This window comes from Halorhodospira sp. 9622 (assembly GCF_022228025.1).
Lineage (GTDB): Bacteria > Pseudomonadota > Gammaproteobacteria > Nitrococcales > Halorhodospiraceae > Halorhodospira > Halorhodospira halophila_A.
The window spans coordinates 17,679-44,229 of record NZ_JAJNRE010000008.1; the positions used below are offsets into that span (position 1 = coordinate 17,679).

Here is a 26,551-nt window from a genome sequence, read left to right on the forward strand (position 1 = left end):
GGAGTGTCAGCGTTGGAGGCATGGCGTTCAAAGCACGGCACGGTGGGCATCAAGATAGTCGACGACTTCCACGAGGCCGTCCACGTGCTGAATCCTGGTTGACGGTACACAACCCAGATCGTGATTGGGGTGTTGCATCCACTGGCGCATGACCCGCTCGTCGCCAGCGCAAATCGCCCCGAGGGACCTCGCCACCCGGACAAGCAGCAGGCTCAGCTCCCACGCCTTGGTGCCGGGCTGGAGGTGGTAGGCCCCCCTTTGCATCCGCGAGACGGTCGACGCACTCACGCCAATCACCTCGGCGAGCTGGCGGTTGGACAAACCGAGGAGATCGGCGGCGTTGGTCACGGCTTCGGTCAGGACACGGCGGTCCGGGTCGGCTTCTTGCGGCGCTTGGGTAGCCATGATTGGCACCTCTTCGGTCCTTTCCTCAGACAACAATACGATAAATATTGTCTGAAGAAAGGGTGTCCCCAGCAAGTGTGCCCCGGCTCAGGGGACTTCCCGGCCGGCGCGCGGTGTGCCAAGTTTTGATGCAGGATCAAGTCAGAAACAGGAGAGGCCGTCATGACCGTGCTCGCACGCAAGACGGAGTGGAACGAGGTGCGCCTGCCGCCGGAGATCGCCGGGCAGTTCTCGGATGTCGATTACTTCGAGGTGGTGGTGACCCGCAAGGGCCGGCTGCTGCTCTCGCCGGTGAACCCGCAGGAGAAAGAGGAGCGGGTCAAGGAGGAGATCCAGGAGCTCGGCGTCGCCGAGGACGACCTGCGCGCCGCAGCCGCTGCGTTGCTGGGCAAGCGTTCTTAATCCCTGTGACGGTGGGTGGTAATGTGGATCCCACAGGGGGTTGGGTGCGGGTCGAGCAGACCGCCCGAAACATCCGGGACTGGCTCAGCCGCCTGGGCGTGCTCGGCGATGCCGGGGAACCGGATCGGGTGGCCGTGCATGCGCTGATGGGCGGTGAGGCAGATTTGCGCCGCGGGGCTTGGGCGGCCTATCCGGAGCAGGACGCCGTGCTGGTGGGCACCCAGGACATGCTCCTCTCCCGCGCGCTGATGCGCGGCTACGGCATGAGCCGTTACCAGTGGCCGGTCCACCATGCCCTGCTGCACAACGACGCCCTGTGGGTGTTCGACGAGGTCCAGCTGATGGGTCCGGCCCTGCCCACCACCGCGCAGCTGGAGGCATTCCGGCGCGATCTGGGCACGACCGGCCCGTCGCGCAGCATCTGGGTCTCCGCCACCCTGCAGGCGGAGTGGCTCGATACCGTGGACTTCCGCCGCCACCGCCAGGATGGGGTCGCGCTGGCCGACCATCTGGACCACGTCGCTGCGGCTGCGCGGGAGCTGGCCAAGGCCCTGGCGTGGCTGGAGGCACTGCTGCGCATCGCCGACTGGCGCGCGTCGGCGCGGGAGGGGGAGGCATGAAGCTAGATAGCATCGTTGCCGTGGTTAGGGCACTGGATGATGCTGGTGTTCGCTTTCTGGTAGCCGGCGGCGTGGCGGTCAATCTTCACGGCTATGCGCGGATGACGCAGGATTTGGATCTGGTCGTGGAGCTGTCACCGGAAAATGCCCAAGCCGCTATGCAAGCCCTGGCGGGGCTCGGTTACCGACCAAGGGTGCCTGTGTCCATGGAAAGCTTTGCGGACCCGGTGCAGCGCGACGACTGGATCGAGAACAAACACATGCAGGTGTTCTCGCTCTTTAGCGATACCCACCCTGAAACCACCATCGATGTATTCGTTACGGAACCGTTCTCCTTCGAGGACGAGTACCAACGGGCTGATCGTTACCCCATCGAGTCGGGCGTTGAGATCCGCGCGGTCACCCCGGAAACACTGATCGCTATGAAGCGCATCGCTGATCGGGACCGGGATCGCGATGACATCCAGCACTTGCAATGGATCATCGAGGAGCGTCGCCAGGAGCCGGGTGATGACTAGGAATACGAAAGATCCCTGGGAGTCCGCCACCTTTGAAGGCGCCCGCCGCGCCCAGATCCGGCGGAGCATGCGGCTGTCTCCGCGGCGCCGTCTGGAAGCCATGATCGAGCTCGAACAAACGGCAAAATACCTGGCCGCTGTACCCCGCGCGAGCACAACGGAGGCAAGTACCTCACGGAGTGTCAACGAACCGTCTTCGGGTTATGACGGGATCTCTGTCTCGAGGGAGCATAGCCTTGTCCTCTCCGGCTGCACGCCGGTCCCTCTGGCGAGTTACCTCAAGGCCCTGGGCATTCTGCGCCTGGTCGTCGAGCAGGCGGATCCGGAGGCCCGCGGCTGCTGGCAGAAAGAGCAGTTCGTCCTGGAGAGCCGGCTGGATGCGGAGGAACTGAAGCGGTTCTTTCTGGAGGAATATCGGCCGACGCCGCTGCTCACCCCCTGGGGCGCCCGTCCGGGCTTCTACCCCGGGTCGGCGGAATCGGGAGCGCGGAAGATCCTAGAAACGATCGAGGCAACCGAGGACGCGCGCCTGGAATTCTTCCGCCAATCTATTCAGGACGTCCGTGCCTTACTGAAGCGGTACGGGTTTTCAGAAAAGCCCGGCGACGATCGCAAGCTGGAGCTACTGCGTCTCTGCCGTGCAGAGCTTCCCGAAGAGCTCGTGCAGTGGTTGGATGCGTGCTACACGCTGACCGCTGACTGGCGCCGTTTTCCGCCGTTGCTCGAGACGGGCGGCAATGAGGGAAGCGGTAGCTACCTCTTCGGCTTTGGGCAGATGGTCGTGGATTGCCTGCACAAGCGAGTCCACGACACAGCGCTGGATGCGGCCCTGCTTGGAGCTAGCGTCCCGGATGCCCAGACAGACCAATTGCCAGGTCAGTTTGCCCCGGATATGGCTGGAGGCCCAAACCAGGGCGCGGGGCACTCCGGGGATCTTACCACTAACCCCTGGGATTACCTGTTCGCAGTGGAAGGGACATTGCTCTTTTCCTCGGCGACCACGCGACGGTGTGGGCGCTAACGCGCCTCTGGCGGGCGAGGGGTCCAGTGGTGGGCGATCCCCCGGGCAGCCCGGAAGAGTGTCGTATGCGGGACCGCTCGCAAGGCACCGCTGTAATGCGCCCAGCATGCGGGTCTCCAAGGGGGCTGAATTCCGTGGCTGAAAGCCACGGCCTCATTGAGCCTATTCTGAGTCCCGCCAATTACCCGGTGCGCAGGAGCGGATTCAGTCCTGCGCGAAGCCCGGCAGATGGAACGCCGCCGCCTCGGAGACCTCCTGCAGGCCGCACTCCCTGGGGATCGGGGGCGGGGCGCCGGCGAGCACCTCCAGGACGGTCCGGACGCCGTCGGCGAGGGCTTCCAGGTGGTAGCCCCCCTCCAGCACAAAGGCCAGTCGGCCCTCGCAGTGCCGGTCGGCGATCCCTTGTACCACACCGGTCGGGGCGCCGAAGCCGGCGAAGGTGGCGTTGAGGGCCAGGTCGAACTGGTGTGCGTCGAAGCCGGCCGAGACCAGCACCAGATCCGGCTGGAACCAGTCCGCTGCCGGCACCAGGATATCGTTGAAAGCGCTGAGCAGGGCCGCATCACCGGCGCCCGCCGGCAAAGGGGCCGAAGCGGTGCCGATCTTGCGAGTGGTCATAGGGCCAGTATATGACCAGCGAGCGGCGGGCGTTGGGACAGGGCGGCCGGCGTGAGGTCGGCTCAGAAGGGCCACACCCACGGGATCACGGCCAGCGCTACGGCGCCGGTGACCAGGTTCAGCGGCAGGCCGGCGCGCAGGTAGTCGGTAAAGTGGTAGCCGCCGGGGCCGTAAACCATCAGGTTGGTCTGGTAGCCCATGGGGGTGGCGAAGCTCGCCGAGGCGGCTAGCATGATCGCCACGGCAAAGGGGACCACGCTGACACTCAGATCCGCGGCGACGGACGCGGCGATGGGGACCATCAGAACGGCCGCCGCGTTGTTGGTGATCACGGAGGTGAAGAGCACGGTGACCAGGTAGACAACTGCCAAGTTGAGCCAGGGCACCTCGCCGGCAAGCTGCAGGAGGCCCCCGGCAATGACGGCGGCCAGCCCGGTCTGGTCCATCGCCGCGCCGATGCCGAAAGCGGCGGCGATGGTCAGGATCACGGACCAGTCCACCGATTGCCGCGCGGCGTTGAGCGTCATGCAGCGGGTGGCCAGCAGCGCGGCGCCGGCAGCCAGTGCCCCCTCCAGCATGCTTAGCCATCCGACGCCGACGACCCCGAGCATCACGCCGAGGATCCCCAGCGCCAGCCAAGCCCGGTCGTGGCGCGGCACGGCGGAGCCCTCGATGCCGCGGACGAGCAGAAAGTCGCGGGCGTTGCGCTGGCGCTCGACGAACCCCTCGCCGGCCTCGATCAGGAGGGTGTCGCCGGGGCGCAGGACGATGTCACCGATCTTGCCGTCGACCCGCTCGCCATTGCGGGCGACGGCAATGACCACGGCGTCGTAGCGGGTTCGGAAGCGGCCGTCACGGACCGTCCGGTTGGCCACCGGGCAGGTCTCGGAGACCACCACCTCGACGAGCCGGCGGTCGGAGCGGCGGCCGTCGAGCTTGAAGACCTGATCCGTGGCCGGTTGGAGGCCGCGTATCTTCTGCAGCTCCACCACCGAGTCCACCACGCCGACGAAGACCAGGCGGTCGCCGGCGCGCAGCTTCTCCCGGGGCGAGACCGCGGGCAGGATCTCGCCGCCGCGGTCGATCTCCATCAGGTAGCAGCCGGGCAGATGGCGCAACCCGGCCCGTTCGATGGTCCGGCCGACCAGCGGCCCGCTGGGCTCGACGATCATCTCGACCGTGTACTCGCGCGGATCTTCGAGGGTCTCCGCCGCCGGTCGGCGATCCGGGAGCAGCCAGCGGCTGGTGGCGAACATAAAGGCCAGCCCGACGATCAGCACCGGGATGCCGACCCAAGCGAGTTCGAAGAGCATCAGCCCCTCGCCGGTGCGTTGCTCCAGCGCGCCGTTGACCACCAGGTTGGTGCTGGTGCCGATGAGCGTGCAGGTGCCGCCGAGCATGGCGGCGTAGGACAGCGGCAGGAGGAGTTTCGACTCGGCGAGGTTGTGCTTGCGTGCCCAATCCCCCACCGCCGGGATGAGCATGGCCACCACCGGGGTGTTGTTGAGGAACGCGGAGAAGCCGGCCACCGGCAGGGTCAGCCGGCGCTGGGCATCGAGCAGGGAGCGCGGGCGACCCAGCAGGCGGGTGCTGACCCACTGGACCCCGCCGGTCTCGCGGATGCCGGCCACCACCACGTAGAGCGCGGCCACGGTGAGCACGCCGGGGTTGGAGAGGCCCTCGAAGGCCTCCCTGGGCCCGATCACGCCGCTGACCAGGAGCACGGTCACCGCCCCGAGGAAGGCCATGTCCGGAGCCAGGCGCGTTGTGATTAGGGTGGTCAGCAGGGCGACGACGACGGCGGCCGTCAGGTACGCCTCCCAGCCCATGGCGCTAGATCGCCCCGCGCTGCTGGAGGGCCTGCAGGAGGTGTTCGGTGGCGGTCTCGACGCTGTCCCGGTCGGTGTCGATGATCAGGTCCGGGTCGTCCGGCGCCTCGTAGGGGTCGTCGATGCCGGTCATCCCCTGGAGCTCGCCGCGCCGCGCGCGGGCGTAGAGGCCCTTGGGGTCGCGCTGCTCGCAGGTGGCCAGCGGGGCGCGGACGTGGACCTCCAGGAAGCGTTCGGCGCCGATGGCCTCGCGCACCCGGGCGCGGTCCTCGCGATAAGGCGATATGAAGGCGGTGATCACGATCAGGCCGGCATCGAGCAGCAAGCGGGTGACCTCGCCGATGCGGCGGATGTTCTCCTGCCGCCCGGCGGCGGAGAGGTCCAGGTCCCGATTGAGCCCGTGACGGATGTTGTCGCCGTCGAGCAGGAAGCTGTGGCGCCCCCGCTCATGCAGGGCGTGCTCCAGGGCGTTGGCCAGGGTCGACTTGCCGGAGCCGGAGAGGCCGGTCAGCCAGACCGCCACGGGCCGTTGCCCGAGGGCCGCGGCGCGGTCCTCGGGGCGGATGCGGGTCTGGTGCCAGACAAAGTGCGGCTGTTCCGGCATGGCGGTGACCGCTGCCAGGCTCAGACGAAGGTGAGCCAGTCGGTGTGCGCCGGGTCGCGTCCCTCCACCGCCGCGAAGTAGCGCGACTGCAGCCGCTCGGTGATCGGTCCGCGGTGCCCGGGGCCGATGGTGCGGCCGTCGAGCTCGCGGATCGGCGTGACCTCGGCGGCGGTACCGGTGAAGAAGGCCTCGTCGGCGATGTAGACCTCGTCGCGGGTGATCCGCCGCTCGCGCACCTCGATGCCCTCCTCGGCGGCCAGGCGCAGGATGGTGTCCCGGGTGATGCCCTCAAGCGCCGAGGTGAGCGCCGGGGTGTGGAGCACGCCGTCGCGGACCATGAAGAAGTTCTCGCCGGAGCCCTCGCAGACGAAGCCGTCCACGTCGAGCAGCAGCGCCTCGTCGCAGCCGGCCCGGGCGGCCTCCTGCACGGCGAGCATCGAGTTCATGTAGTTGCCGTTGGCCTTGGCCCGGCACATGGCGATGTTCACGTGGTGGCGGGTGAAGGAGCTGGTCTGGACGCGGATGCCCCGCTCCCGGCTCTCGTCGCCGAGGTAGGCACCCCAGTGCCAGGCCGCCACCATGGTGTGGGTCCGCAGGCCGTCGGCGTGCAGCCCCATGCCCTCGGAGCCGTAGAACGACATGGGCCGGATGTAGGCGCTGCTCAGGCCGTTGCGGCGGACCGCGTCGATGCATGCCTGGTTGATCGTCTCGGGCGTGTGGGCGATCTCCATGCCGAGGATCTTGGCGGAGTTGAAAAGCCGCCGGGTGTGCTCGTGCAGGCGGAAGATCGCCGGCCCCTGATCGGTGGTGTAGGCCCGCAGCCCCTCGAAGACGCCCATGCCGTAGTGCAGGGTGTGGGTCAGGCAGTGGACCCGGGCCTCGCGCCAGGGCAGCATCTCACCATCGAGCCAGATGGAACCGTCGCGATCGGCGAAGGACATGGAATGAATCTCCGTCGGTAGTCATCGGGACCTGGGTGCAGCGCCGCAGTTTGCCATACTTGCCCGGCCGATGCCGCCCGCTGCCGGCGCGAAGGCGCCTTTAACCCTCCATGATCCGCTCCCAGATCGCGGTGACCGCCGCGCGCTCGTCGGCGAGCTCCTCGCTGTCGACCGCGGCGTCCAGATCCTGCAGGGCGAGCTGGTGGACTCGGCGCCGGTAAGCGCGGTAGGCGCCGGCCAGGCGGTTGGCGTCCGCCTCGTCCAGCCGACCGGCCCGGGCGAGCTCGCGCAGCAAGCGGATGTTGTCCGGGTAGCGGGTCAGCTCTGGGTGGTCGTGGGCGGCGTCGAGGACGCCGTACTGGACGATGAACTCGATATCGGTCAGCCCGCCGCGGTCGTTCTTGAGGTCGAAGCGCCCGGCGCGGCGACTGCCTTTCTCCTTGCGCTGGCGCTCGCGCATGCCGGCGACGGCCTCGCGCAACGCCGCCGTGTCGCGTCCCTGGCAGAGCACCTCGGCGCGGATCCGCTCGAACGCCTCGCGTGGTCCGGGGTCGCCGGCGACGCCGCGGGCCCGCACCAGGGCCTGGTGCTCCCACGTCCAGGCACCCTCGTGCTGATACTGGCGGAAGGCGTCCAGGGTGGTGCTCATCAGTCCGGCATTGCCCGACGGGCGCAGTCGGGTGTCGACCTCGTAGACGATGCCCCCGGGGGTGACGGTGTTGAGGACGTGGACCACGCGCTGGGCCAACCGGGCGAAAAAGACCTGGTTGTCGATGGACCGCTCGCCGTCGGTATGCTGCGCCTCGCCGCGGCTGTCGTGGAGGAAGACCAGATCCAGATCGGATCCGTAGCCCAGCTCCAGGCCGCCGAGCTTGCCGTAGCCGGCCACGGCGAACCCGGCCTCGCGGCGCTTGCCGTCATCGGTGCACATGGGCCGGCCGTGGCGGTGGACCAGGTGGGCGCGGCAGATGGATACCGCTCGCTCCAAGGCGGTCTCGGCGATCTGGGTGAGGTAGTCGCTGACCACCATCAGCGGTGCGGCGCCGGAGACATCGGCGGCCGCCACCTTGAGTTGGTTGGCCTGTTTGAACTGGCGCAGCGCCTCCATCTGCTGCTCAAGATCGTCCTCGGCGACACGCCGCAGCCGGGCGTCGAGGTCCGCTTCCAAGGCTTCGCGCCCGAGGGGCTCGTAGAGGGTGCGGGGGTCGAGGAGTTCGTCGAGCAGCAGCGGGTGTGCCGCCAGGAAGCGCGCCACCCACGCCGAGGCGTCGCAGAGCTGGACCAGCTGCGAGAGCGCCATGGGGTGCTCGACCAGCAGGGCCAGGTAGGCGGTGCGGCGTGCCACGGTCTCGATCAGGTCGAGGATCCGCTCCAGGGCCAGATCCGGGCGGCGGGCGCGCACGCAGGCGTTGATCACCAGGGGCATCAACCGGTCCAGGCGGTGGCGGCCGCGGGCCGACAGCGCGCGCACCTCGGCGCCCTCGCGAAGGCGCTCAAGGCGTCGGGCGAGGTGTCCGGGCTCGGGGAAGCCAAGACCGTGAAGCCGTTCGGCGGCCTCATCGGGGTCCAGGTGGCCGTTCCACAGCAACTCGGCGGGGTCCTCGTCGCCCTCGGCGTCCTCGGCCTGCGGGGCGGCGAAGACTTGGTCGAAGTGGTCGTGGATGTGCCGCCGGGTCGTTTCGAGCTCCGCCTCAAAGGTGTCGGCGTCGTCGTAACCGGCGGCCAGCGCCACCCGGGTACGGCCGATGGGGTCCTCGGGCACGGTGTGGCTCTGCTCGTCGGCGAGCATCTGCACGGCGTTTTCGACCCGGCGCAGGAACCGGTAGCCGCCGCGCAGCTCCTCGACCGCGTGCTCGGGCAGCAGCTGCTGATCGGCGATGGTCTCGAGGGTGGTCATCAGCCGCCGCGAGCGCAGCGCCGGATCGCGGCCGCCGCGGATCAGCTGGAAGGCCTGGGTAACGAACTCCACCTCGCGGATGCCGCCCAGGCCGGTCTTGATGTTGCGTGCCGTCCCGCGCCGCTGCACCTCGCGGGCGATCATGCCCTTCATCTCGCGGATCTGCTCGAGGGCCCCGTAGTCGAGGTAGCGGCGATAGACGAAGGGGCGCAGGCTGCGCGTCAGCTCGTCGCCGGCGGTGTAATCCCCACCGACGCAGCGCGCCTTGATCATGGCGTAGCGCTCCCACTCCCGCCCTTGGCTTTCGTAGTAGGTCTCGACGGCGGAGAAAGGTAGGGCCAGCGGGCCGGCGTCGCCGTTGGGGCGCAGGCGCATGTCGACGCGGTAGGGCTGTCCGTCGGGGGTGATCTCGCTGAGCGCGCCGATCAGCTGTCGGCCGAGCTTGACGAAGAACTCGTCGTTGCTGCGCCGCCGGTCGCCATCGGTCTCTCCGGTCTCGGGGAAGGCGAAGATCAGATCGATGTCCGAGGAGAAGTTCAGCTCACGGCCGCCGAGCTTGCCCATGCCCAGCACCACCAGGTGCTGGGGTTCACCGTCGGGTCCGCGCGGCGTGCCCCAGCGCTCGGCCAGGGCGCGGTGGAGCCAGCCGAGGGTCAGATCGATGCACGCCTCGGCCAGGTCGCTGGTCTCCTCCAGGGTCTCTTCCAGCCCGGTCCAGCCGGCCAGGCTGCGGTAGGCGATGCGCACCATCTCGCGGCGCCGGAAGCGACGCAGGGCGCGGTAGAGCTCGGCCTCTTCGGTGGCGGCGTCGAGGCATGGGCGCAGGCGCTGCCGGTGTCCGCTCTCGCCGTAAGCGGTGAATAGGTCGCCGCTTTCGGCCAGGTCGTGGAGCAGCTCCGGCTGCCGTTCGGCGACGGCCTGGGCGACGAAGTCACTGGCGGCGACGACCCGGGGCAGGCTGGCGGTGATGCGTTCGTCGTCGGGCACCGCCCCGGCCTCGTGCAGGGTGGCCAGGTGGCGCTCGGCGATCTCTTCAAGGGCGGCGGGTAGGGCATCCATGCCCGCAGTTTCGGCGCCGGGGCGGGGCGGTGTCCAGTCTCAGCGGCCCAGGCGGCCCAGCTGGCGCAGCCCCTTGGCCACGCGCTCGATGACCGTTCGTCGCTGCAGCCGGGCGACGGCGGGGGGCATGCGGGCCGGATCCTTGCCCCATCCGTAGCGGGCCCAGGCGTTCCAGTCCTGCTGCGCCGCCCAGCGCCACAGCGGCCCGCCGCGGCGATCCGGGTCGCGCAGCAGGGCGGTGCCGAAGTCGATCACCACCGCCTCGTGCTCTGGGGTGAGGATGATGTTGTCGTGGCGCTTGAGATCGGCGTGGGCCACGCCGCGCGCGTGCATGCCGGCGATGGTCCGGCGCAGGCCGACCACCGCGGGGTGTGGGGTGGCAGCATCCGGTGTGCGCACGTAGGGAAAGCGGATCTTCCACCCCGGCTGGTACGCCAGGACCAGCCACGCACCTGCGTACAGGCCGTAGCAGTGGGCGATGCCGGGTACGCCCGCCAGGCGCTGGTAGATGCGGTATTCGCGGCGGATCGCCCAGCGGCTGGCCGCATACGCCAGTCCGGGTCGAGGTGTCTTGATCACCAGCGGCGGGTCGTGGTCCGCGAAGACGTGGACCTGGCTCTGATTGGCCGTGGTGCCCCGGGGGACATCGCCGCCGCTGCGCAGCAGCGCGGCGATGTCGTGGTCGCTGAACGGGGCGGGGCCGTCGGGTGCGGTCTCGGGCATGGCTGCGTGGCTGTCAGCCGAGGCGCAGCCCCATGATGATCAGGCCGATGGTCAGCAGCGTGGCGATGATCGGCTCGCCATTGGGCTGGAGGCTCTGCCGGAACGACCAGCTGGTGACGTTCAGCGGGCGATCCGGGTTGAGATTGGGGATCAGCGCCGAGGTCTTGGCATGCCACGGCTCCCACTGCTCGGGGAATTTCTTGCGCAGCTTGGCGTCTTCCTTCTGGATCGCCGGCGGGTAGTAGAGGATGGCGAAGGCGAGGGCGACCGGAACCAGCCACAGGACCTGGCCAGCCATGAGGAAGCCGCCGATGATCAGAAAGTTGCCCACGTACAGCGGGTGGCGGACCAGGGCGTAGGGGCCGTCCTGGGCCAGTTCCTTGTCCTTGCTCAGGTAGCCGGCCGCCCACAGGCGGAAGAGGATGCCGGCACCGGCGATGATCGCGCCGAGGGTGTACAGCCAGCCTACGGTGGGGGCGCTGACGACGACGATGACGATCAGCAGCAGGATGCCGAGCGCCTGGCGCGCCTTGTGCCGCTCATGGACGACGGAGTTGTAAAGGCTCTTGGGATGGAGGTTCATGCGCTTCTGCCAGCCGGGTGTCGGAAATGGCCGGAAGCGTACCATCGTCGCCGGGTGGCTTCTAGCCGGAACTGCCTGCTGCGGGTTGTTGCTGGGAGCGCCCCGGCGGGCCGGCTTGCAACTTGCCAGCTGCGGACGGAGACTGGGCGGCCATGGATACCGTCTTCATTCGCGGCCTGCAGGTCGAGACCGTTATCGGCATCTTTGAGTGGGAGCGGCGCATCCACCAGCGGGTGCGCATCGACCTAGAGATGTCCGCCGATATCGCCCGGGCTGCAGCGACCGACTCCATCGACGACGCCCTCGACTACAAGGCCATCGGCAAGCGGATCATTGGGTTCGTCGGGGAGAGTGAGTTCCTGCTCGTGGAGACGCTGGCCGAGGAAGTGGCGAAGATCGTTCGCGACGAATTCGGCGTGGCGTGGCTGCGGCTTTCGGTGAGCAAGCCCGGCGCGCTGCGCGGCGCGGACGATGTGGGCGTGACCATCGAGCGAGGCGAGCGGATTTGAGACAGGCGTATCTGAGCATCGGCAGTAACATCGACCGCGACCGCAACATCCGCTCCGCCATGGCGGAGCTGCGCACGCGCTGGCCGGACATGGTGTTCTCCACCGTCTACGAGACCGCAGCGGTGGGTTTCGAGGGCGAGGACTTCTACAATCTGGTGGCGAGCTTCCGGGCCGAGGAGCCGCTGGAGAACGTCCTGGATACCCTGCGCGAGTTGGAGGATGCCCACGGCCGGCATCGGGCCGGCGAGAAGTTCTCCGCGCGGACCTTGGATCTGGATCTGCTGCTGTGGGGGGATGCAGTCCTCGAGGGCGATCCGGTGACCCTGCCCCGGGATGAGATCCTCCGCTTCGATTTTGTCCTCCGCCCCCTGGCCGAGCTGGCCCCCGAGGCCCGGCACCCGGTCAACGGGGAGTGCTTCCGCGATCTCTGGGCCGGTTTCACCGGCCACCCCTCCATCCGTCGTTCCGTGCCCCTGGCCGACTAGTCCCTGCGCCCGGCGCGGGCGTACGGGTTGGGGGCGTCCGGGTCGGGGCGCGTCTTGAAACGGCGGTGCAGCCACAGGTACTGCTCCGGGGCGTCGCGCACCTGAGCCTCGATGACCGAATTGATCCGCGTGGCGTCAGCGACGTCGTCGCCCGTCGGGAACGGCTCCAGCGCCGGCTCCAGGAAGACGTGCCAGCGGTTGCCGGCCAGGCGCCGGCAGTGCAGCGGCACCACCCGGGCGCCGGTGCTCCGCGCCAGGCGCGCGGTCATGGTTAGGGTGCTGGTCTCGACGCCCATGAACGGCGCGAAGACCGAACCCTGGCGGCCGAAGTCCTGGTCCGGGGCGTAGAAGACGACGTTGCCTTCACGCAGCACGCGCAGGATGCGACGCATGTCGGTATTGGGCAGCACATCGACCACGCCGGTGCGGCGCGCGCGCACCATGGCGGCGTTGAAGGCGCGGTCCTTGGCCGGCTTGTAGACCGGGTAGAAATCTGCCACGTGGGCACCGATGATCTTCCCGCACATCTCTACGCTGGTGTAGTGCGGCCCCAGCAGGATAACCCCGCGACCGTGCTCCCGGGCCGCTTCTAGGTGCTCCAGGCCATCGATGGTGTAGTAGGGCGCCAGGCGGTTGATGGGTGCCCACCAGGCCAGTGCGCCCTCCAGCATGCCGCGGGCCGCCGAGCGGAAGTGTGCTCGCTCCAGGCGGCGCCGTCCCCGTGTGCCCAGCTCTGGGAAGGCCAGGCCCAGATTGGTGCGCACGATGTGACGCCGGCTCGGCACGACCGCCCAGAGCAGCATGCCGAGCCCGTCCCCGAGCCGGCCGATCAGCGGGATGGGCAGCAGCGCCAGCAGGCGCAGCAGACCGAGTCCCAGCCAGGTCGGCCAGTACGCGGGGTGATAGATCTGGGTCGGCGGTTTCTTCTTCCGGCCCTTGCGGCGTTTTTTCTTATCGCTCACCAGCGGATTCGTGCTCTTTGCGGGTGAATGGGGCGGCTCGGGGCGTAGTTTGGGCCGCTGGCGGCCGGCTCGCAAGCTGCCCCCGTAGCCATGAAAAAACCCCCGCCGGGCGAGGCCCGACGGGGGTTCGGTTGCGGCGTCAGGGCGCCGGGAACCGGACGGCTTACATCATGCCGCCCATGCCCCCCATGCCGCCCATGCCACCCATGTCGCCGCCACCGCCTTCGTCGTCCTTCTTCGGCAGGTCGGCGACCATGGCCTCGGTGGTCAGCATCAGCGCGGCCACGGAGGCAGCGTTCTGCAGGGCCGAGCGGGTGACCTTGGTCGGGTCGAGGACACCGGCCTGCACCAGGTCCACGTACTCGCCGGTGGCGACGTTGTAGCCCTGGTTGCCGCTGCCCTCCTTGACCTTGTTGACGATCACGGAGGCGTCCTCGCCGGCGTTGGTCACCAGCTGGCGCAGCGGCTCCTCCATGGCACGGCGGACCAGCGCGACGCCCTGGGTCTGCTCCTCGTTGGCGCCGCTCAGGCCCTCGAGGGCGGCCAGGGCGCGGATCAGGGCCGTGCCACCACCGGGGACGATGCCCTCTTCCACCGCAGCGCGGGTGGCGTGCAGGGCGTCCTCGACGCGGGCCTTCTTCTCCTTCATCTCGACCTCGGTGGCCGCGCCGACCTTGATCACGGCAACGCCACCGACCAGCTTGGCCACGCGCTCCTGGAGCTTCTCCTTGTCGTAGTCGGAGGTGGACTCCTCCATCTGCGCACGGATCTGCTCGACGCGGGCCATGATGTCGTCGTGACGGCCGGCGCCGCCGACGATGGTGGTCTCCTCCTTGGAGATCTGCACCTTCTTGGCGGTGCCCAGGTCGTCGACCGTGGCGTTCTCCAGGGTCATGCCGACCTCGTCGGAGATGACCGTGCCGCCGGTGAGGATGGCGATGTCCTGGAGCATGGCCTTGCGGCGGTCACCGAAGCCGGGCGCCTTGACCGCGGCGACCTTGACGATGCCGCGCAGGTTGTTGACCACCAGCGTGGCCAGGGCCTCGCCCTCAACCTCCTCGGCGATGATCAGCAGCGGCCGGTTCTGCTTGGCCACGCCCTCGAGCAGCGGCAGCAGATCGCGGATGTTGGAGATCTTCTTGTCGTGGAGCAGGATCGCCGCGTCCTCGAGCTCCGCCTTCATCGTCTGCTGATCGGTGACGAAGTAGGGGGAGAGGTAGCCGCGGTCGAACTGCATGCCCTCGACGACATCCAGCTCGTTCTCCAGGCCGGAGCCCTCCTCGACGGTGATCACGCCTTCCTTGCCGACCTTGCCCATGGCATCGGCGATGATCCGGCCCACGGCCTCGTCGGAGTTCGCGGAGATGGTGCCGACCTGGGCGATGGAGTTGTCGTCCTCGCAGGGCTTGGACAGCTCGTTGGCCAGGTAGTTGGAGGCCGTCTCGGTGGCCTTCTCGATGCCCTTCTTCAGCTCCATCGGGCTCATGCCCGCGGCCAGGGACTTCATGCCCTCGCGCAGGATGGCCTGGGCCAGGACGGTCGCGGTGGTGGTGCCGTCACCGGCGACGTCCGAGGTCTGCGAGGAGACCTCCTTGAGCATCTGCGCGCCCATGTTCTCGAAGTGGTCTTCGAGCTCGATCTCCTTGGCGACGGAGACGCCGTCCTTGGTGACGGTGGGGGCGCCGAAGCTCTTCTCGAGGACGGCGTTACGGCCGCGCGGGCCGAGGGTGACCTTGACGGCGTTGGCCAGCTGGTTGACGCCGCTCATCATGCGCTGGCGCGCATCATCGGAGAAACGGATTTCCTTCGCAGCCATGGTTGGCTCCTCTGCTCGATTCGGTGTTCGGGTCTCGGGTGTCTGGCTCGCTGCGCGTTGGAAGTCGGCGCTGCGTCAGCCCTCGAAGACGGCCATGATGTCGTCCTCGCGCATCACCAGGTAATCCTGGCCGTCGATCTTGACCTCGGTGCCGGCGTACTTGCCGAACAGGACCTGGTCGCCGACGTTCACCTCGACGGGGCGACGCTCGCCGTTGTCGAGCATCTTGCCGTTGCCGACAGCGATGACCTTGCCCTTCATCGGCTTCTCGGCCGCGGTGTCCGGGATGACGATGCCGCCCGGGGAAGTGCGCTCTTCTTCAAGGCGCTGGATGACCACTCGGTCGTGCAGGGGACGGATGCTCATCGGTCCTCTCTCCCTCTCTCTTTGGTCGTGGACTCTGGGATCTGGTTCGCCGCGCTTCCCGCGGCCTGCTAGCTGTTAGCACTCGGTAACCGTGAGTGCTAATCATATCGTTCGGTTCTTCTCCGTCAAGGGCTTCCGACACCTGCTTCGGGTGACGTTCCCTGCCGGTACCCGGTGGATGAGGACGCCGATGGTAGAATTCAACCCCTGTTCAACGACCGAGGAGGTGCAGCCATGTCGAGTCGAGAACTGGTCGTCCTGTGCACCTGCCCCGATGAGGAGACCGCCCGCCGGCTCGCCGGCGAGGTAGTGGAGGCGCGGCTGGCCGCCTGCGTCAACATCGTCCCGGGGGTGACCTCCGTCTTCTACTGGGAGGGAGAGGCGCAGGCGGAGACCGAGTGCCTGTTGGTGATCAAGACATCGGATTTTGCCTACACCCGATTGGAGGGGATGCTTATGGAGCGGCATCCGTATGAACTTCCAGAGGTCATCGCGGTCGGCATCGAAAAGGGCCTGGCAGGCTTCCTGGACTGGATACGCGATGAAACCCGGTAGGAGGGTGTAAGCCGATGAAGGGCAGGATGCGTTACGACCGAGGCGGTCTGATCGCGGCGCTGTGGCTGGCGCTGGGTCTGCTGATTGCGGCCGCCCCGGCACAGGGAATGGTGGATCAGCAGGAGATCTTCCCGTTCACCGTCGAACAGGTGGGCGAGGATCGCCTGGTCGCACGCTGGGACGTGGCTGAGGACCACTACCTCTACCGCCACGCCTTCGACTTCGAGTTGCGCGACGGTGATAACGAGATCGTCGAGGTCGCGTACCCGAGCGGCGAGTCGTTCTCCGACGAGTTCTTCGGCGATGTGGTCATCTACCGGGGCACGCTGCAGGTGCACCTGGAGACCGCGGAGCCGATCGGCGAGGGGGCGCAGCTCTACGCCGAGTTCCAGGGTTGCAACGAGCCCGATTCCCTCTGCTACCCGCCAAGCAGCCTGGAGGCCGACCTCGGCTCCGGTGCCGTGCAGTACAGTGATGGCTCCGGCGGCCCCGCCGGCGGGGCCGGCAGTGGTCAGGGGCCCATGGGGGACCTGCAGGCGCTGCTCGGCGGCGGCAACCTCTGGGCCATCCTCGGGGGATTCTTCGTCGCCGGGCTGCTGCTCGCCTTCACCGCCTGCATCTACCCGATGATCCCGATCCTCTCGGGGCTGATCGTCGGCAGTCAGCCCGGCGGAGGCCGGCCCGGTACCGGGCGCGCGCTTTGGTTGTCCTTCGTCTACGTCCAAGGCATGGCGATTACCTACGCGCTGGCCGGCGCCCTGGCCGGGCTCTCCGGGCGCGCCATCCAGGCCGACCTGCAGGGGCCGGTGGTGACGGTGGCCTTCAGTGCCTTGTTCGTCGCCCTGGCGCTGGCCATGTTCGGGCTTTACAACCTGCAGATGCCGGCCTCGGTCCAGGGCCGGCTGCAGGCCGCTTCCAGCCGGTTGCCGGGCGGGCAGACGGCCGGAGTGGCGGCCATGGGTGTGCTCTCCACGCTGATTGTCGGCGCGTGCTCAGGGCCGGCACTGGTAGCCGCGCTGGCGTTCATCGGCAACACCGGCGAGGTGGTCCTCGGTGCCGGGGCGCTCTATGTCATGGCGCTGGGTATGGGGGCACCGCTGCTGGCCGTGGGCACGGCCGCGGGGCGCTGGATGCCGCGCTCCGGGCCGTGGATGGAGTCGGTCAAGCAGGTCTTCGGCTTCATCTTCCTGGGGGTGGCCTGGTGGATGTCCGCCCGTCTGATGCCGGACTGGCTGGTGCTGGCCGGCTGGGCGGCGCTGCTGCTGGCCGCCGCCGCGTGGCTCGTCTGGCGCCTGCTGCGCAGCCGTGGTGGGGGCGGTTCGCTGCCCATCCGGGCGGCGGGGGCCACGCTGGCCGTTCTGCTGGCGGTGGCCGGCGGGGCGCAGGTCCTGGGGGCGGCTACCGGTGCCGGCGATCCGCTGCGGCCCTGGGTCGGGATCACCGGCGATCCGTACGCCCAGGCCCGGGCTCGCGTGCTGGAGGAGTGGCACCACGTCGAGACCCTCGACGAACTCGAGGCGCTGCTCGCCGAGGCCCGCGAGGATGGCCGGCCGGTGGTCATCGACTTCTCGGCCGAGTGGTGCGTCTACTGTGTCCAGCTCGAGGAACGCACGCTCCCGGATGAGCGGGTGCAGGAGGCCCTTGAGGGCGCCGAGAAGGTGCGCATCGACGTCACCGACATGAGCGACGCGGACCGCGAGCTGATGGAGGCGTACGGCGTCTATCTGCCTCCGGCCATCCTCTTCTATGACGGCGAGGGCGAGGAGCGCTCGGAGCATCGGGTGGCCGGCTTCAAGGATGCCGAGGCGTTCGCTGAGCGCACCCGCGAAGCCTTCGGCGGCTGATCGGCCGGCCCGCGGCTCCTTTGGAATCCGCGCCGGCCGGCAGGGTTCAGCGCCGGTCGGCGCGGGCAATACGTCGCAGCCATCCCCGGGGAAACGGCGGCGAATGTGTTGCGATCGCCGTAAAACTGGACAATCTTTCGGCGCTCAGTCAGAATCGCGGACGGTGCGAGTCGGGTGAGCGCGTCAGATGCCTAAGCTGCTGTTAATCCACGGGCCCAATCTGAATCGGCTGGGAACCCGCGAGCCGGAACGCTACGGACGGCTGACGCTTCAGGACATCGAAACCCGCTTGCGGTCCATCTGCGATGCGGCCGATGTACAGCTGCACAGCGCCCAGTCCAATCACGAGGGCGAGCTCATCGATCGAATCCACGCCGCGGCGGACGAGGGCGTCGAGTTCATCGTCATCAATCCCGCGGCCCTCACGCACACCAGCGTCGGTCTGCGCGACGCGCTGCTCGCTGTCGCGCTGCCGTTCATCGAGGTGCACTTGAGCAACGTCCACGCCCGCGAGGCGTTCCGGCAACACTCTTTTCTGTCCGACATCGCCGAGGGGGTGGTCACCGGCCTCGGCGCGGACGGCTATGAATTTGCGGTCCGTGCAGCCATCCGGCGCATGGGCGGGCAGGCCTGAATACAGGGTTTCGTCGATCTATGGATATTCGCAAGATCAAACGTCTTATCGAGCTGCTCGACGAGTCCGGCGTCCACGAGATTGAGATCGCCGAGGGCGAGGAGTCGGTCCGGATCACGCGCAACGCGCCCAACCCGCCGCCGCAGCCGCAGCCGGCGTATGCTGCGCCGGCACCGGCGCCCGCCGCGGCCCCGCCGGCGGCTGCAGCCGCGGCGCCGGCCGGCGCCGCCGAGCCCGAGGAGGCCGGTGACGATGAGCCGGAGGGCGAGCCGATCCGCTCGCCGATGGTCGGTACCTTCTACCGGGCTCCGTCGCCGACGGCCAAGCCGTTCGTCGAGGAGGGGCAGCGGGTCAAGGCCGGCGACACGTTGTGCATCGTCGAGGCAATGAAGATGCTCAACCAGATCGAGGCCGACCGCGACGGGGTGATTACCGCCGTTCTGGTCGAGAACGGTCAGCCCGTCGAGTACGACCAGCCGCTGTTCCTGATCTCCGACTGAGTGAGCACCATGCAGAAGATCCTCATCGCCAACCGCGGCGAGATCGCGCTGCGCATCCTGCGCGCCTGCCGTGAGCTGGGCATCCGCAGTGTCGCCGTGCACTCGGCGGCTGATCGCGAGCTCAAGCACGTGCGCCTGGCCGACGAGTCGGTCTGCATCGGGCCGAACAACGTCCGCGACAGCTACCTCAACATCCCGGCGATCATCGCCGCCGCCGAGGTGACCGACTCCACCGCCATCCACCCCGGCTACGGCTTCCTCTCGGAGAATGCCGACTTTGCTGAGCGGGTGGAGCAGTCGGGTTTCGTCTTCATCGGCCCGCGCGCCGAGAGCATCCGCACCATGGGTGACAAGGTCTCGGCGATCCGCGCCATGAAGGAGGCCGGCGTACCGTGTGTGCCCGGCTCCAACGGTCCGGTGCCCGAGGACGATCCCGACGAGACGCTGCGTATCGCCTCGGAGATCGGCTATCCGATCATGATCAAGGCGGCCTCCGGCGGTGGCGGCCGCGGCATGCGCGTGGTGCGCAGTGAGGCGGCGCTGCTCAATGCCGTGTCGCTGACGCGCGGCGAGGCCGAGAACGCCTTCGGCGACGGCACCGTCTACATGGAGAAGTACCTGGAGAAGCCGCGCCATATCGAGGTGCAGGTGCTCGCAGACCACCACGGCAACGCCATCCATCTGGGCGAGCGCGACTGCTCCATGCAGCGGCGTCACCAGAAGGTGGTCGAGGAGGCGCCGGCGCCGGGGATCACCGAAAAGCAGCGCCAGGATATCGGCGAGCGCTGCGCCGAGGCGTGCCGGCAGATGGGCTACCGCGGCGCGGGCACCTTCGAGTTCCTCTACGAGAACGGCGAGTTCTACTTCATCGAGATGAACACCCGGATCCAGGTCGAGCACCCGGTCACCGAGATGGTCACCGGCTGCGATCTGGTCGCCGAGCAGATCCGCATCGCCTCGGGCGAGCCGCTGAGCTGGCGCCAGGAGGACATCCAGGTGCGTGGCCACGCCGTGGAGTGCCGGATCAACGCCGAGGATCCGAAGACCCTGATGCCGTGCCCGGGCACCATCGACCACTTCCACGCCCCGGGTGGCCCCGGGGTGCGTGTGGACTCCCACGTCTACACCGGCTACGCCGTGCCGCCGTACTTCGACTCCATGATCGGCAAGCTGATCACCCATGGTCCGAGCCGGGACAGCGCGCTGGCCCGCATGCGCACGGCGCTATCCGAGATCGTGGTCAGCGGCATCGGCACCAATATCTCGCTGCAGCAGGAGATCATCGGGGATGCCGCGTTCCGCGCCGGCGGGACCGACATCCACTATCTGGAGAAGAAGCTCGCCCTCGATTAAGGCTTGCACCACGGTGCGGCGACGCCCTGTAATGGGCGCAGGCGGGCAGACCCCAGCGGGGAGACGAGCATGATCAAGCGGATCGCGGCGGTGGCGGCCCTGGCACTTTGGGCGACAGCCCCGATGGCGCGGGAGCTGGACATCAATCTTCACGACGACGCCGCGGAGGTCGGGTTCTACTTCCCGCCCACCGAGCAAATGACCGTCGAGGACGCCGACCTCGGCGGGAGCCTCTACTTCAATGACGACGGCGACGTCGCCCTCAGCGGTATCATGCACGTCACCGGGCCGCCGGCCGAGGGGTTCAGCCCGCTGCAGTTCGGCGCCGGGGCCAAGGGCTACATCATCTATGCCGATGGGCCCGATCGTGTCGTCGGGGCCGTGGCGCTTAGTGGCTCGGCCCGGCTCAGCATCCCGGCGCAGGTGCCCCAGGCGCTGGTCTTCCGTGGCCACGTGGCGCCGAACATCACCGCCTTTGGCCGCGCCAAGCGGCTCTTCGAGGGGAATATCCGTTATAAGCTGGACTTCACCCCGCGGGCCAGCGCCTATCTGGGTTTCCGCTACCTTCGCCTGCACATGTCGAGCGCCAGCAACCAGACCCTGGACAACAACCTCCACCTCGGCGTGCGGGTTCGGTTCTAGCTCAGCTGAGCAGCAGGCGCAGGGCCACGAACAGCAGCAGGATCGCGAACAGTCGCCGCAGCCGCCTTGCCGGGACCCGGTGGGCCAGCCGCGCCGCCAGAGACGAGGCGAGCAGGCTGGCCGTGACGATCCCGGCGAATGCCGGCCAGTAGATGTAGCCGGTGGCTCCCGGGGGTAGCTGCGGCTCACCCCAGCCGACGACCAGGTAGCCCAGGGCCCCGGTCAGCCCCAGCGGGAGCGCGGTGGCCGATGAGGTGCCCACCGCCCGGTGCATGGCCAGGCCGCGCCAGACCAGATACGGGACGGTCACCGTGCCGCCGCTGACCCCGACCATGGCCGACAGGGTGCCGATGCCGCCCCCGACTCCGGCGAGCACGCCGTCCCCCCCGCCACCACCGCGCCGCGGTGGCTGCCAGCCGGAGAGCATGTAGAGCGAGACCAGCAGTAGGAAGGTTCCGAACAGTCGCTGCAGTGCGACACCGTCCAGGTAGCCAGCCAGCCCCGTGCCCAGCACCGCCCCGGCAACCATGCCGGCCCCCAGGCGCAGCAACAGCGGCATGTCCACGGCCCCCAGCCGGTAGTGGCCGCGTGCCGAGCCCAGCGAGGTGACCACCACCGTAGCCAGCGAGGTGCCGATGGCCAGGTGGGTGGCGACCGCCGGGGCGACCCCGAGTACCGGGAAGACCAGCAGCAGGACGGGGACCACCACGATCCCGCCGCCGACCCCGAACAGCCCGGCGGTCGCACCGGCCAGGCAGCCGGCACCGAGGTAGATCAGCAATTCGAGCACCGGCCGAGTGTCGGTGGGATCAGCCCGCGGTGCAAGGGGTGGCCCGGCGTCGTTGAAAAGTTGCGCATAAAAGGCCACGGTATCGCACCGTAACGATCGTTATTCGGTTCTTCAGGAGACCGTTCATGGACGCGAAGACCGTCTGTATCGTCGGCGGGACCGGTTTCGTCGGGATGCACGTGGCCAACCGGCTCGCCGGGCGGGGGTACGCGATACGGGCGCTGACCCGCCGCTACTACCGTGGCCGCGACCTGCTGCCCTTCCCCGGGCTGCGACTGATCGAGGCCGACGTCCACGACGAGCGGCAGCTGGTGCGCCACTTCAGCGGTTGCCACGCCGTGATCAACCTGGCCGGTGCCCACACCGGCCGCAATGGCCCGCGCGAGGGTGCCTATCGCGAGGTCCACGTCGACCTGGCCCGGCGGGTGCTTTCCGCCGCTCGCCGGGCCAGCGTGCCACGCTACCTGCACATGAGCGCCGTCGGCGCGCACCCGGACGCCAACAGCCTGTTCCTGCGCACCAAGGGCGAAGGCGAGCAGCTGGTGCGGGCGGCGGATCCGGAGCAGATCGGTGCCACGGTGCTGCGACCGTCGGTGATCTTCGGCAGTGGCGATCGGTTCCTGAATCGCTTCGCCGGGCTCCTGCGCTTCGCCCCCGGGGTCTTCTTCCTGCCCACGCCGGACGCCCGCTTCCAGCCGGTCTTCGCCGGCGACGTGGGCCAGGCAGTGATCAACGCCATGGAGAATCCGCGTACGGCCGGGCGTGCCTACGAGCTCTGCGGACCGCAGATCTATACCCTGCGCGAGCTGGTGGAGTACGTCGCCGAGCTGCGCGGCCTGCGCCGCCGGGTGGTCGGCCTGAACGACAGCCTGTCCCAGGCCAGTGCCCGAGTGCTCGGCTGGATGCCCGGCAGACCGTATACCCTGGATCAGTACCGGCTCAGCGCCACCCCGAGCTGCTGCGCCGAGGACGGCCTGGCGGCACTGGGCATCCAGGCGAACGCGCTCGAGGCCATCGCACCAAACTACCTGGGCACGGCCGGGCGGCAGGCGCAGTATCAGCAAGCCCGGCGCGAGGCCGGTCGCTAGCCCGTGCAACGGTATCGTGTCGGCGGCGCGGTCCGCGATCGCCTCCTGGGGCGGTCGGTGGACGAGGTGGACTGGGTGGTGGTCGGAGCCACGCCCGAGGCCATGGAGGCGGCCGGCTATCGCCCGGTGGGCCGGGAGTTCCCGGTCTTCCTCCACCCGCAGACCGGCGAGGAGCACGCCCTGGCGCGCACCGAGCGCAAGACGGCGGTGGGATACCACGGGTTCGCCTTCCACGCGGCGCCGGATGTCACCCTGGAGCAGGACCTGGCCCGGCGCGATCTGACCATCAACGCCATGGCCGAGGATGCCGAGGGCAACCTCATCGACCCGTTCGGCGGCCGGGCCGACCTCGAGGCCCGTCGGCTGCGCCATGTCACCGAAGCCTTTGCCGAGGACCCGGTGCGCATCCTGCGCCTGGCGCGTTTCGCGGCGCGTTTCGCCGATGCGGGTTTCGTCGTCGCCGAGGACACTATGGCCTTGTGCCAGCGCATGGTCGATGCTGGCGAGGTCGACGCCCTGGTCCCGGAGCGGGTGTGGCAGGAGCTGGCTCGGGGCCTGATGGAGCCCGCGCCCAGGCGCATGATCGAGGTCCTGCGTGAGGCCGGCGCTTTGGCCCGCGTACTGCCCGAAGTGGATGCCCTGTTCGGTGTGCCGCAGCCGCCTGCGTACCACCCCGAGGGTGATGCCGGCACCCACACTCTCAAGGCCCTGGACGCCGCGGCGGGCAACGGTGCGCCGCTGGAGGTGCGCTTTGCCGTGCTGTTCCACGATGTGGGCAAGGCGCTCACGCCGGCCGAGGAGCTCCCCCATCACCCGGGCCACGAGGCCGCCGGGGTCGAGCCGGCGCGGGAGGCCAGCGAGCGTCTGAAGGCGCCGCGGGCGTGCCGGGACCTGGCCATCCTGGTCACACGTTGGCACATGCGCGCCCACCGCGCGCCGGAGCTGCGCCCCGGGGCGCTGGTGGAACTCTTCGAGGCCCTGGACCTGTTCCGGCGCCCGGAGCGCCTGGAGCCGTTCCTCCAGGCCTGCCTGGCGGACTACCGCGGCCGTGCCGGCAACGAGGTGGCCGACTGGCCCGCCGGGGCCTTCCTTCGCGACGCCTTCGAGGCGTGCCGCGGGGTGTCGGCGCGCGTCTTCGTCGAGCAGGGCCTGCGTGGGCCGGAGGTGGGCGAAGCGGTGCGCGAGGCGCGCTGCCGGGCGGTGGCACAGCTCCCGCGCCCGGAGCGCGGCGGAACGGCCGCCGGCACGCCGCCGGCGGATCCGGATTAGAGCGTGGCGCGTCGGTCGGCCAGGGTGAAGCCGCTCAACGGGCCATGGTAGCCGCGCCCCAGGGCCATCACCTTGAACCGCTCCCCCATGTCGCCGGGGTGGGTGATGCGCTGGACCTCGTTGCTGACGGTCACCTGGCCGGCCGCATCGGCGCCGTCGATGGCCGACTCGGCGACCTGGGCAAGGCCGGCGCCCATGAGAAACGGCCCCTGCGGTGCATAGCCGAGGATCTCCAACCCGCAGTCGAGGGCCGCGTCGGCCACCGCCGTGAAGTCGACGAAGGCGGTGATGTCCTGCAGCCCGGGGTGAAAGAACGGATCGTCGTGGGCCCGGTGGCGGAAGTGGCAGAGCAGGGTGCCGCGGTGGCGCTCGGCCAGATAGTACTCGCGGCGGGGGTAGCCGTAGTCGAGCCACAGCATCACGCCGTGCGGCAGTGCCTCGGACAGCCCGCGGAGGAAGGGCTGGAGGCGGGTGCAGACCTCAGAGACGTAGCCCTCGGGCAGGGGCGCGTCCAGGCGTGCCTCGATGGCGGCGACGGCCCGCTGCAGCTCGGTGTCGGCGGGCTGTTCGCTCCACGCAAAGCCGTCGCCGTCGGGCTGCACGCCGAGCTCGCGGATCCCGTCGCCGCGCTTGACGAAGCGGCGCACCGGCAGGGCGTCGAGGACCTCGTTGGCGACCCAGACCGCCCGCGGGCTGTCGGTGGGCAGCGTCTCGAGCCACTCGACGCGCTCGAGCAGGTGGGGGACGAGGTCGGCGAGGGTCTGCTCCTGCTCCTGGCGCAGGGCGGCGCTCACCTCGAGCATGCGCCAGCGCCGCGGCAGACGGCCGAGGTGCTCGAGTTCGGCCAGCGCAGCGGCCGCCAGGCGTCCGGTGCCCGGGCCGAGCTCGATGACGTCGCCGCCACCCAGGTGGTCGAGGATTTCCGCGGCCTGCCGGGCCAGGGTGCGGGAGAACAGCGCGCTGAGTTCCGGGGCGGTGGCGAAGTCGCCCCCGGCACCGAAACGGGCCGCGCCGGCGCGATAGTAGCCGAGGCCGGGCTCGTACAGGGCCCGGTCCATGAAGGCCTCGAAGGTCAGCGCACCGCCGGCCTCGTCCATCGCCGTACGCAGGCGCTGGCTCAGGCGGTGGCTGATCGCCAGGGCGGTCGGGTCGAGGTCCAGGGCGGGGTTGTCTCGGGTCATGCCCGAGAGTTTCAGGGGCAACGCGCCGCGTGGCAAGGCGTATCGTCCGTGCCGCGTTTCCGGTATACGGTGGAGGGCGGCAGCGCCGCCCGGAGCTGATTGAAACTTGCAACGCGCCACTGATCGACAGAGACTTGCGCCATGCTGGATGTCATCCTTGTAATCATCGGTTATCTCATCGGTTCCATCTCCTCGGCGATCGTGGTCTGCCGGGTGATGAATCTCGGCGACCCGCGCCAGGGTGGCTCCGGCAACCCCGGGGCGACCAACGTGTTGCGCCTGGCCGGCAAGGTGCCGGCGGGCATTACCCTGGTTGGCGACTGGCTCAAGGGGACGCTCCCGGTGCTGCTGGCCTGGCTGGCCACCGAGGACCCGGTAGTGGCTAGCGCCGCGGGTCTGGCGGCCTTCTTTGGCCACCTGTTCCCGGTCTACTTCCGGTTCCAGGGGGGCAAGGGTGTGGCCACGGGCCTGGGGGTGATCCTGGCCTGGTCTCCGCTGGCCCTGCTGGCCACTGCGGTGACCTGGCTGGCCGTGGCCGGCGCCTTCCGCTACTCCTCGCTGGCCGCCGTGGTGGCCTTCGCCATGGCGCCGATCTACATGCTCTGGCTCTCGGGCTCGCCGGTGCTCACCGCGGCGACGGCCATCCTCACGGTGGCTATCGTCTGGCGCCACCGCGAGAACATCGTCCGGCTCGCCGCCGGTGAGGAGAGCCGCATCGGCTCCTCGGGCTCATGAGCGAGCGTGCGGCCGGCAGCAGCCCGTTCCGGATCGGGCACGCGGCTGCCGTCCTGCGCCGCGGTGGGGTGGTGGCCTATCCCACCGAGGCGGTCTGGGGGCTGGGGTGCGATCCGCGGCGCGACGACGCCGTGGCGCGCCTGCTGGCGCTGAAGGGTCGTCCCGAGCGTCAGGGCCTGATCCTGATCGCCGCCGAGCCGGAGCAGCTCGGCGGCTTCCTGGCACCGCTGACGGAGGAGCGGGCCGAGGAGATCCGCGCCAGCTGGCCGGGGCCGATGACCTGGGTGCTGCCGGCCTCGCCCCGGGCGCCGAGGTGGGTCAGTGGTGGACGCGACACGGTGGCCGTGCGGGTGACCGCGCATCCGGTGGCCGCGGCCCTGTGCCGGGCCTTCGGCGGTGCGCTGGTCTCCACCAGCGCCAACCCCTCGGCCGGGCGGCCCGCTCGGAGCGCACCGCAGGTGCGGCGTTACTTCGGCACGCGGATCGATGCCCTGGTGCCTGGTCGGCTGGGCGGGCTGGGGCGCCCCACCCCCATCCGGGACGGGCGCAGCGGGGCGTACCTGAGACGCTGAGCCGCCATTTTCTGAATCCGTCCGGATCGG

General features: G+C 69.2%; 29 protein-coding genes. 16 read left to right on the plus strand and 13 right to left on the minus strand.

The features are described 5' to 3' along the window. Nucleotides 1-27 precede the first annotated feature (27 nt). Nucleotides 28-405, minus strand: coding sequence for an antitoxin Xre-like helix-turn-helix domain-containing protein (locus LRG07_RS06150; protein WP_201173443.1), 378 nt, complete (start codon nt 403-405; stop codon nt 28-30). A 162-nt stretch (nt 406-567) separates the two neighbouring features. Here LRG07_RS06150 and LRG07_RS06155 point away from each other — a divergent pair, with 162 nt between their 5' ends. Genes LRG07_RS06155 through csx17 form a run of 4 tightly spaced genes read left to right on the plus strand, consistent with a single transcriptional unit; the run spans nt 568 to nt 2,966 of the window. Continuing rightward, nucleotides 568-807 carry a hypothetical protein gene (locus tag LRG07_RS06155; RefSeq protein WP_201173441.1) on the plus strand — a complete coding sequence of 80 codons (240 nt, stop codon included), beginning with the start codon at nt 568-570 and terminating at the stop codon, nt 805-807. 23 nt (nt 808-830) lie between these two features. After that, complete coding sequence (locus LRG07_RS06160; protein ID WP_238641986.1) at nt 831-1,427, plus strand: hypothetical protein; 597 nt, start codon at nt 831-833, stop codon at nt 1,425-1,427. Beyond that, nucleotides 1,424-1,945: a nucleotidyl transferase AbiEii/AbiGii toxin family protein gene (locus tag LRG07_RS06165; RefSeq protein ID WP_238641987.1), complete on the plus strand. Its 522-nt coding sequence runs from the start codon at nt 1,424-1,426 to the stop codon at nt 1,943-1,945. Before LRG07_RS06160 ends, LRG07_RS06165 begins: the two co-directional genes overlap by 4 nt. Further along, entirely contained in the window at nt 1,938-2,966 is a 1,029-nt protein-coding gene (csx17, locus tag LRG07_RS06170; RefSeq protein ID WP_238641988.1) for a type I-U CRISPR-associated protein Csx17, read from the plus strand. Before LRG07_RS06165 ends, csx17 begins: the two co-directional genes overlap by 8 nt. Nucleotides 2,967-3,170: 204 nt before the next feature. Here csx17 and LRG07_RS06175 read toward each other — a convergent pair whose 3' ends face one another. From LRG07_RS06175 to LRG07_RS06205, 7 genes are all read right to left on the minus strand, one after another. Then, complete coding sequence (locus LRG07_RS06175; RefSeq protein WP_238641989.1) at nt 3,171-3,584, minus strand: hypothetical protein; 414 nt, start codon at nt 3,582-3,584, stop codon at nt 3,171-3,173. Between the two features lie 62 nt (nt 3,585-3,646). Continuing rightward, nucleotides 3,647-5,413 (minus strand): SLC13 family permease, encoded by a 1,767-nt coding sequence (locus tag LRG07_RS06180; RefSeq protein WP_201173435.1) that lies wholly within the window; start codon nt 5,411-5,413, stop codon nt 3,647-3,649. Between the two features lie 4 nt (nt 5,414-5,417). Further along, nucleotides 5,418-6,017, minus strand: a complete 600-nt coding sequence (gene cysC, locus LRG07_RS06185) for an adenylyl-sulfate kinase (RefSeq protein WP_201241392.1) — start codon at nt 6,015-6,017, stop codon at nt 5,418-5,420. 20 nt (nt 6,018-6,037) lie between these two features. Beyond that, on the minus strand, nt 6,038-6,958 hold the full coding sequence (locus LRG07_RS06190) for a branched-chain amino acid transaminase (protein ID WP_201173433.1): 921 nt from the start codon (nt 6,956-6,958) through the stop codon (nt 6,038-6,040). Nucleotides 6,959-7,058: 100 nt separating this feature from the next. Then, on the minus strand, nt 7,059-9,914 hold the full coding sequence (gene glnE, locus LRG07_RS06195) for a bifunctional [glutamate--ammonia ligase]-adenylyl-L-tyrosine phosphorylase/[glutamate--ammonia-ligase] adenylyltransferase (RefSeq protein ID WP_238641990.1): 2,856 nt from the start codon (nt 9,912-9,914) through the stop codon (nt 7,059-7,061). Between the two features lie 39 nt (nt 9,915-9,953). Beyond that, nucleotides 9,954-10,637, minus strand: coding sequence for a hypothetical protein (locus LRG07_RS06200; protein ID WP_238641991.1), 684 nt, complete (start codon nt 10,635-10,637; stop codon nt 9,954-9,956). A 13-nt stretch (nt 10,638-10,650) separates the two neighbouring features. Continuing rightward, nucleotides 10,651-11,220 carry an isoprenylcysteine carboxylmethyltransferase family protein gene (locus tag LRG07_RS06205; protein ID WP_238635020.1) on the minus strand — a complete coding sequence of 190 codons (570 nt, stop codon included), beginning with the start codon at nt 11,218-11,220 and terminating at the stop codon, nt 10,651-10,653. 152 nt (nt 11,221-11,372) lie between these two features. On the opposite strand from LRG07_RS06205, the gene folB reads away from it, so the two are divergent. Together folB and folK are read left to right on the plus strand one after the other, a co-directional pair. After that, nucleotides 11,373-11,729 (plus strand): dihydroneopterin aldolase, encoded by a 357-nt coding sequence (gene folB, locus LRG07_RS06210; protein WP_201173425.1) that lies wholly within the window; start codon nt 11,373-11,375, stop codon nt 11,727-11,729. Next, the gene (folK, locus tag LRG07_RS06215) at nt 11,726-12,214 is read left to right on the plus strand and encodes a 2-amino-4-hydroxy-6-hydroxymethyldihydropteridine diphosphokinase (RefSeq protein ID WP_201173417.1); all 489 of its coding nucleotides are present in this window, start codon (nt 11,726-11,728) and stop codon (nt 12,212-12,214) included. The genes folB and folK overlap by 4 nt, the downstream gene beginning before the upstream one ends. Here the strand turns inward: folK and LRG07_RS06220 are convergent. The 3 genes from LRG07_RS06220 to groES form a co-directional block, all read right to left on the minus strand. Continuing rightward, nucleotides 12,211-13,176, minus strand: coding sequence for a lysophospholipid acyltransferase family protein (locus LRG07_RS06220; protein WP_238641992.1), 966 nt, complete (start codon nt 13,174-13,176; stop codon nt 12,211-12,213). The two genes, folK and LRG07_RS06220, sit on opposite strands and share 4 nt — an antisense overlap. Before the next feature lie 163 nt (nt 13,177-13,339). Next, nucleotides 13,340-14,992, minus strand: a complete 1,653-nt coding sequence (gene groL / locus LRG07_RS06225) for a chaperonin GroEL (protein WP_201173411.1) — start codon at nt 14,990-14,992, stop codon at nt 13,340-13,342. Between the two features lie 75 nt (nt 14,993-15,067). Further along, nucleotides 15,068-15,358 (minus strand): co-chaperone GroES, encoded by a 291-nt coding sequence (gene groES, locus LRG07_RS06230; protein ID WP_201173410.1) that lies wholly within the window; start codon nt 15,356-15,358, stop codon nt 15,068-15,070. Nucleotides 15,359-15,592: 234 nt separating this feature from the next. Here groES and cutA point away from each other — a divergent pair, with 234 nt between their 5' ends. The 6 genes from cutA to LRG07_RS06260 all read left to right on the plus strand — a co-directional run bounded on the left by cutA (nt 15,593) and on the right by LRG07_RS06260 (nt 20,886). Beyond that, nucleotides 15,593-15,913 (plus strand): divalent-cation tolerance protein CutA, encoded by a 321-nt coding sequence (gene cutA, locus LRG07_RS06235; protein WP_238641993.1) that lies wholly within the window; start codon nt 15,593-15,595, stop codon nt 15,911-15,913. Between the two features lie 14 nt (nt 15,914-15,927). Further along, a complete protein-coding gene (gene dsbD / locus LRG07_RS06240) occupies nt 15,928-17,757 on the plus strand; it encodes a protein-disulfide reductase DsbD (protein ID WP_201173408.1) in 1,830 nt (609 codons plus the stop codon). Nucleotides 17,758-17,944: 187 nt separating this feature from the next. After that, nucleotides 17,945-18,391 carry a type II 3-dehydroquinate dehydratase gene (gene aroQ, locus LRG07_RS06245; protein WP_201173403.1) on the plus strand — a complete coding sequence of 149 codons (447 nt, stop codon included), beginning with the start codon at nt 17,945-17,947 and terminating at the stop codon, nt 18,389-18,391. Nucleotides 18,392-18,411: 20 nt separating this feature from the next. Then, a complete protein-coding gene (accB, locus tag LRG07_RS06250) occupies nt 18,412-18,891 on the plus strand; it encodes an acetyl-CoA carboxylase biotin carboxyl carrier protein (protein ID WP_238636622.1) in 480 nt (159 codons plus the stop codon). A gap of 9 nt (nt 18,892-18,900) precedes the next feature. Beyond that, complete coding sequence (gene accC, locus LRG07_RS06255) at nt 18,901-20,244, plus strand: acetyl-CoA carboxylase biotin carboxylase subunit (RefSeq protein ID WP_201173387.1); 1,344 nt, start codon at nt 18,901-18,903, stop codon at nt 20,242-20,244. 69 nt (nt 20,245-20,313) lie between these two features. Further along, nucleotides 20,314-20,886, plus strand: a complete 573-nt coding sequence (locus LRG07_RS06260; RefSeq protein ID WP_238641994.1) for a YfaZ family outer membrane protein — start codon at nt 20,314-20,316, stop codon at nt 20,884-20,886. Nucleotide 20,887: 1 nt separating this feature from the next. Here the strand turns inward: LRG07_RS06260 and LRG07_RS06265 are convergent, their stop codons facing one another. Next, a complete protein-coding gene (locus LRG07_RS06265; protein ID WP_238641995.1) occupies nt 20,888-21,754 on the minus strand; it encodes a sulfite exporter TauE/SafE family protein in 867 nt (288 codons plus the stop codon). A 47-nt stretch (nt 21,755-21,801) separates the two neighbouring features. On the opposite strand from LRG07_RS06265, the gene LRG07_RS06270 reads away from it, so the two are divergent. Both LRG07_RS06270 and LRG07_RS06275 read left to right on the plus strand, forming a co-directional pair. After that, nucleotides 21,802-22,764: a complex I NDUFA9 subunit family protein gene (locus tag LRG07_RS06270; protein ID WP_238636621.1), complete on the plus strand. Its 963-nt coding sequence runs from the start codon at nt 21,802-21,804 to the stop codon at nt 22,762-22,764. A gap of 3 nt (nt 22,765-22,767) precedes the next feature. After that, on the plus strand, nt 22,768-24,033 hold the full coding sequence (locus tag LRG07_RS06275; protein ID WP_238641996.1) for a multifunctional CCA addition/repair protein: 1,266 nt from the start codon (nt 22,768-22,770) through the stop codon (nt 24,031-24,033). Here the strand turns inward: LRG07_RS06275 and LRG07_RS06280 are convergent. Next, complete coding sequence (locus tag LRG07_RS06280; RefSeq protein ID WP_201243130.1) at nt 24,030-25,214, minus strand: class I SAM-dependent methyltransferase; 1,185 nt, start codon at nt 25,212-25,214, stop codon at nt 24,030-24,032. The two genes, LRG07_RS06275 and LRG07_RS06280, sit on opposite strands and share 4 nt — an antisense overlap. A 141-nt stretch (nt 25,215-25,355) precedes the next feature. On the opposite strand from LRG07_RS06280, the gene plsY reads away from it, so the two are divergent. Beyond that, nucleotides 25,356-25,949, plus strand: a complete 594-nt coding sequence (gene plsY / locus LRG07_RS06285) for a glycerol-3-phosphate 1-O-acyltransferase PlsY (RefSeq protein WP_201173356.1) — start codon at nt 25,356-25,358, stop codon at nt 25,947-25,949. Beyond that, nucleotides 25,946-26,521 carry an L-threonylcarbamoyladenylate synthase gene (locus LRG07_RS06290; RefSeq protein WP_238641997.1) on the plus strand — a complete coding sequence of 192 codons (576 nt, stop codon included), beginning with the start codon at nt 25,946-25,948 and terminating at the stop codon, nt 26,519-26,521. The genes plsY and LRG07_RS06290 overlap by 4 nt, the downstream gene beginning before the upstream one ends. Nucleotides 26,522-26,551: the final 30 nt, after the last annotated feature.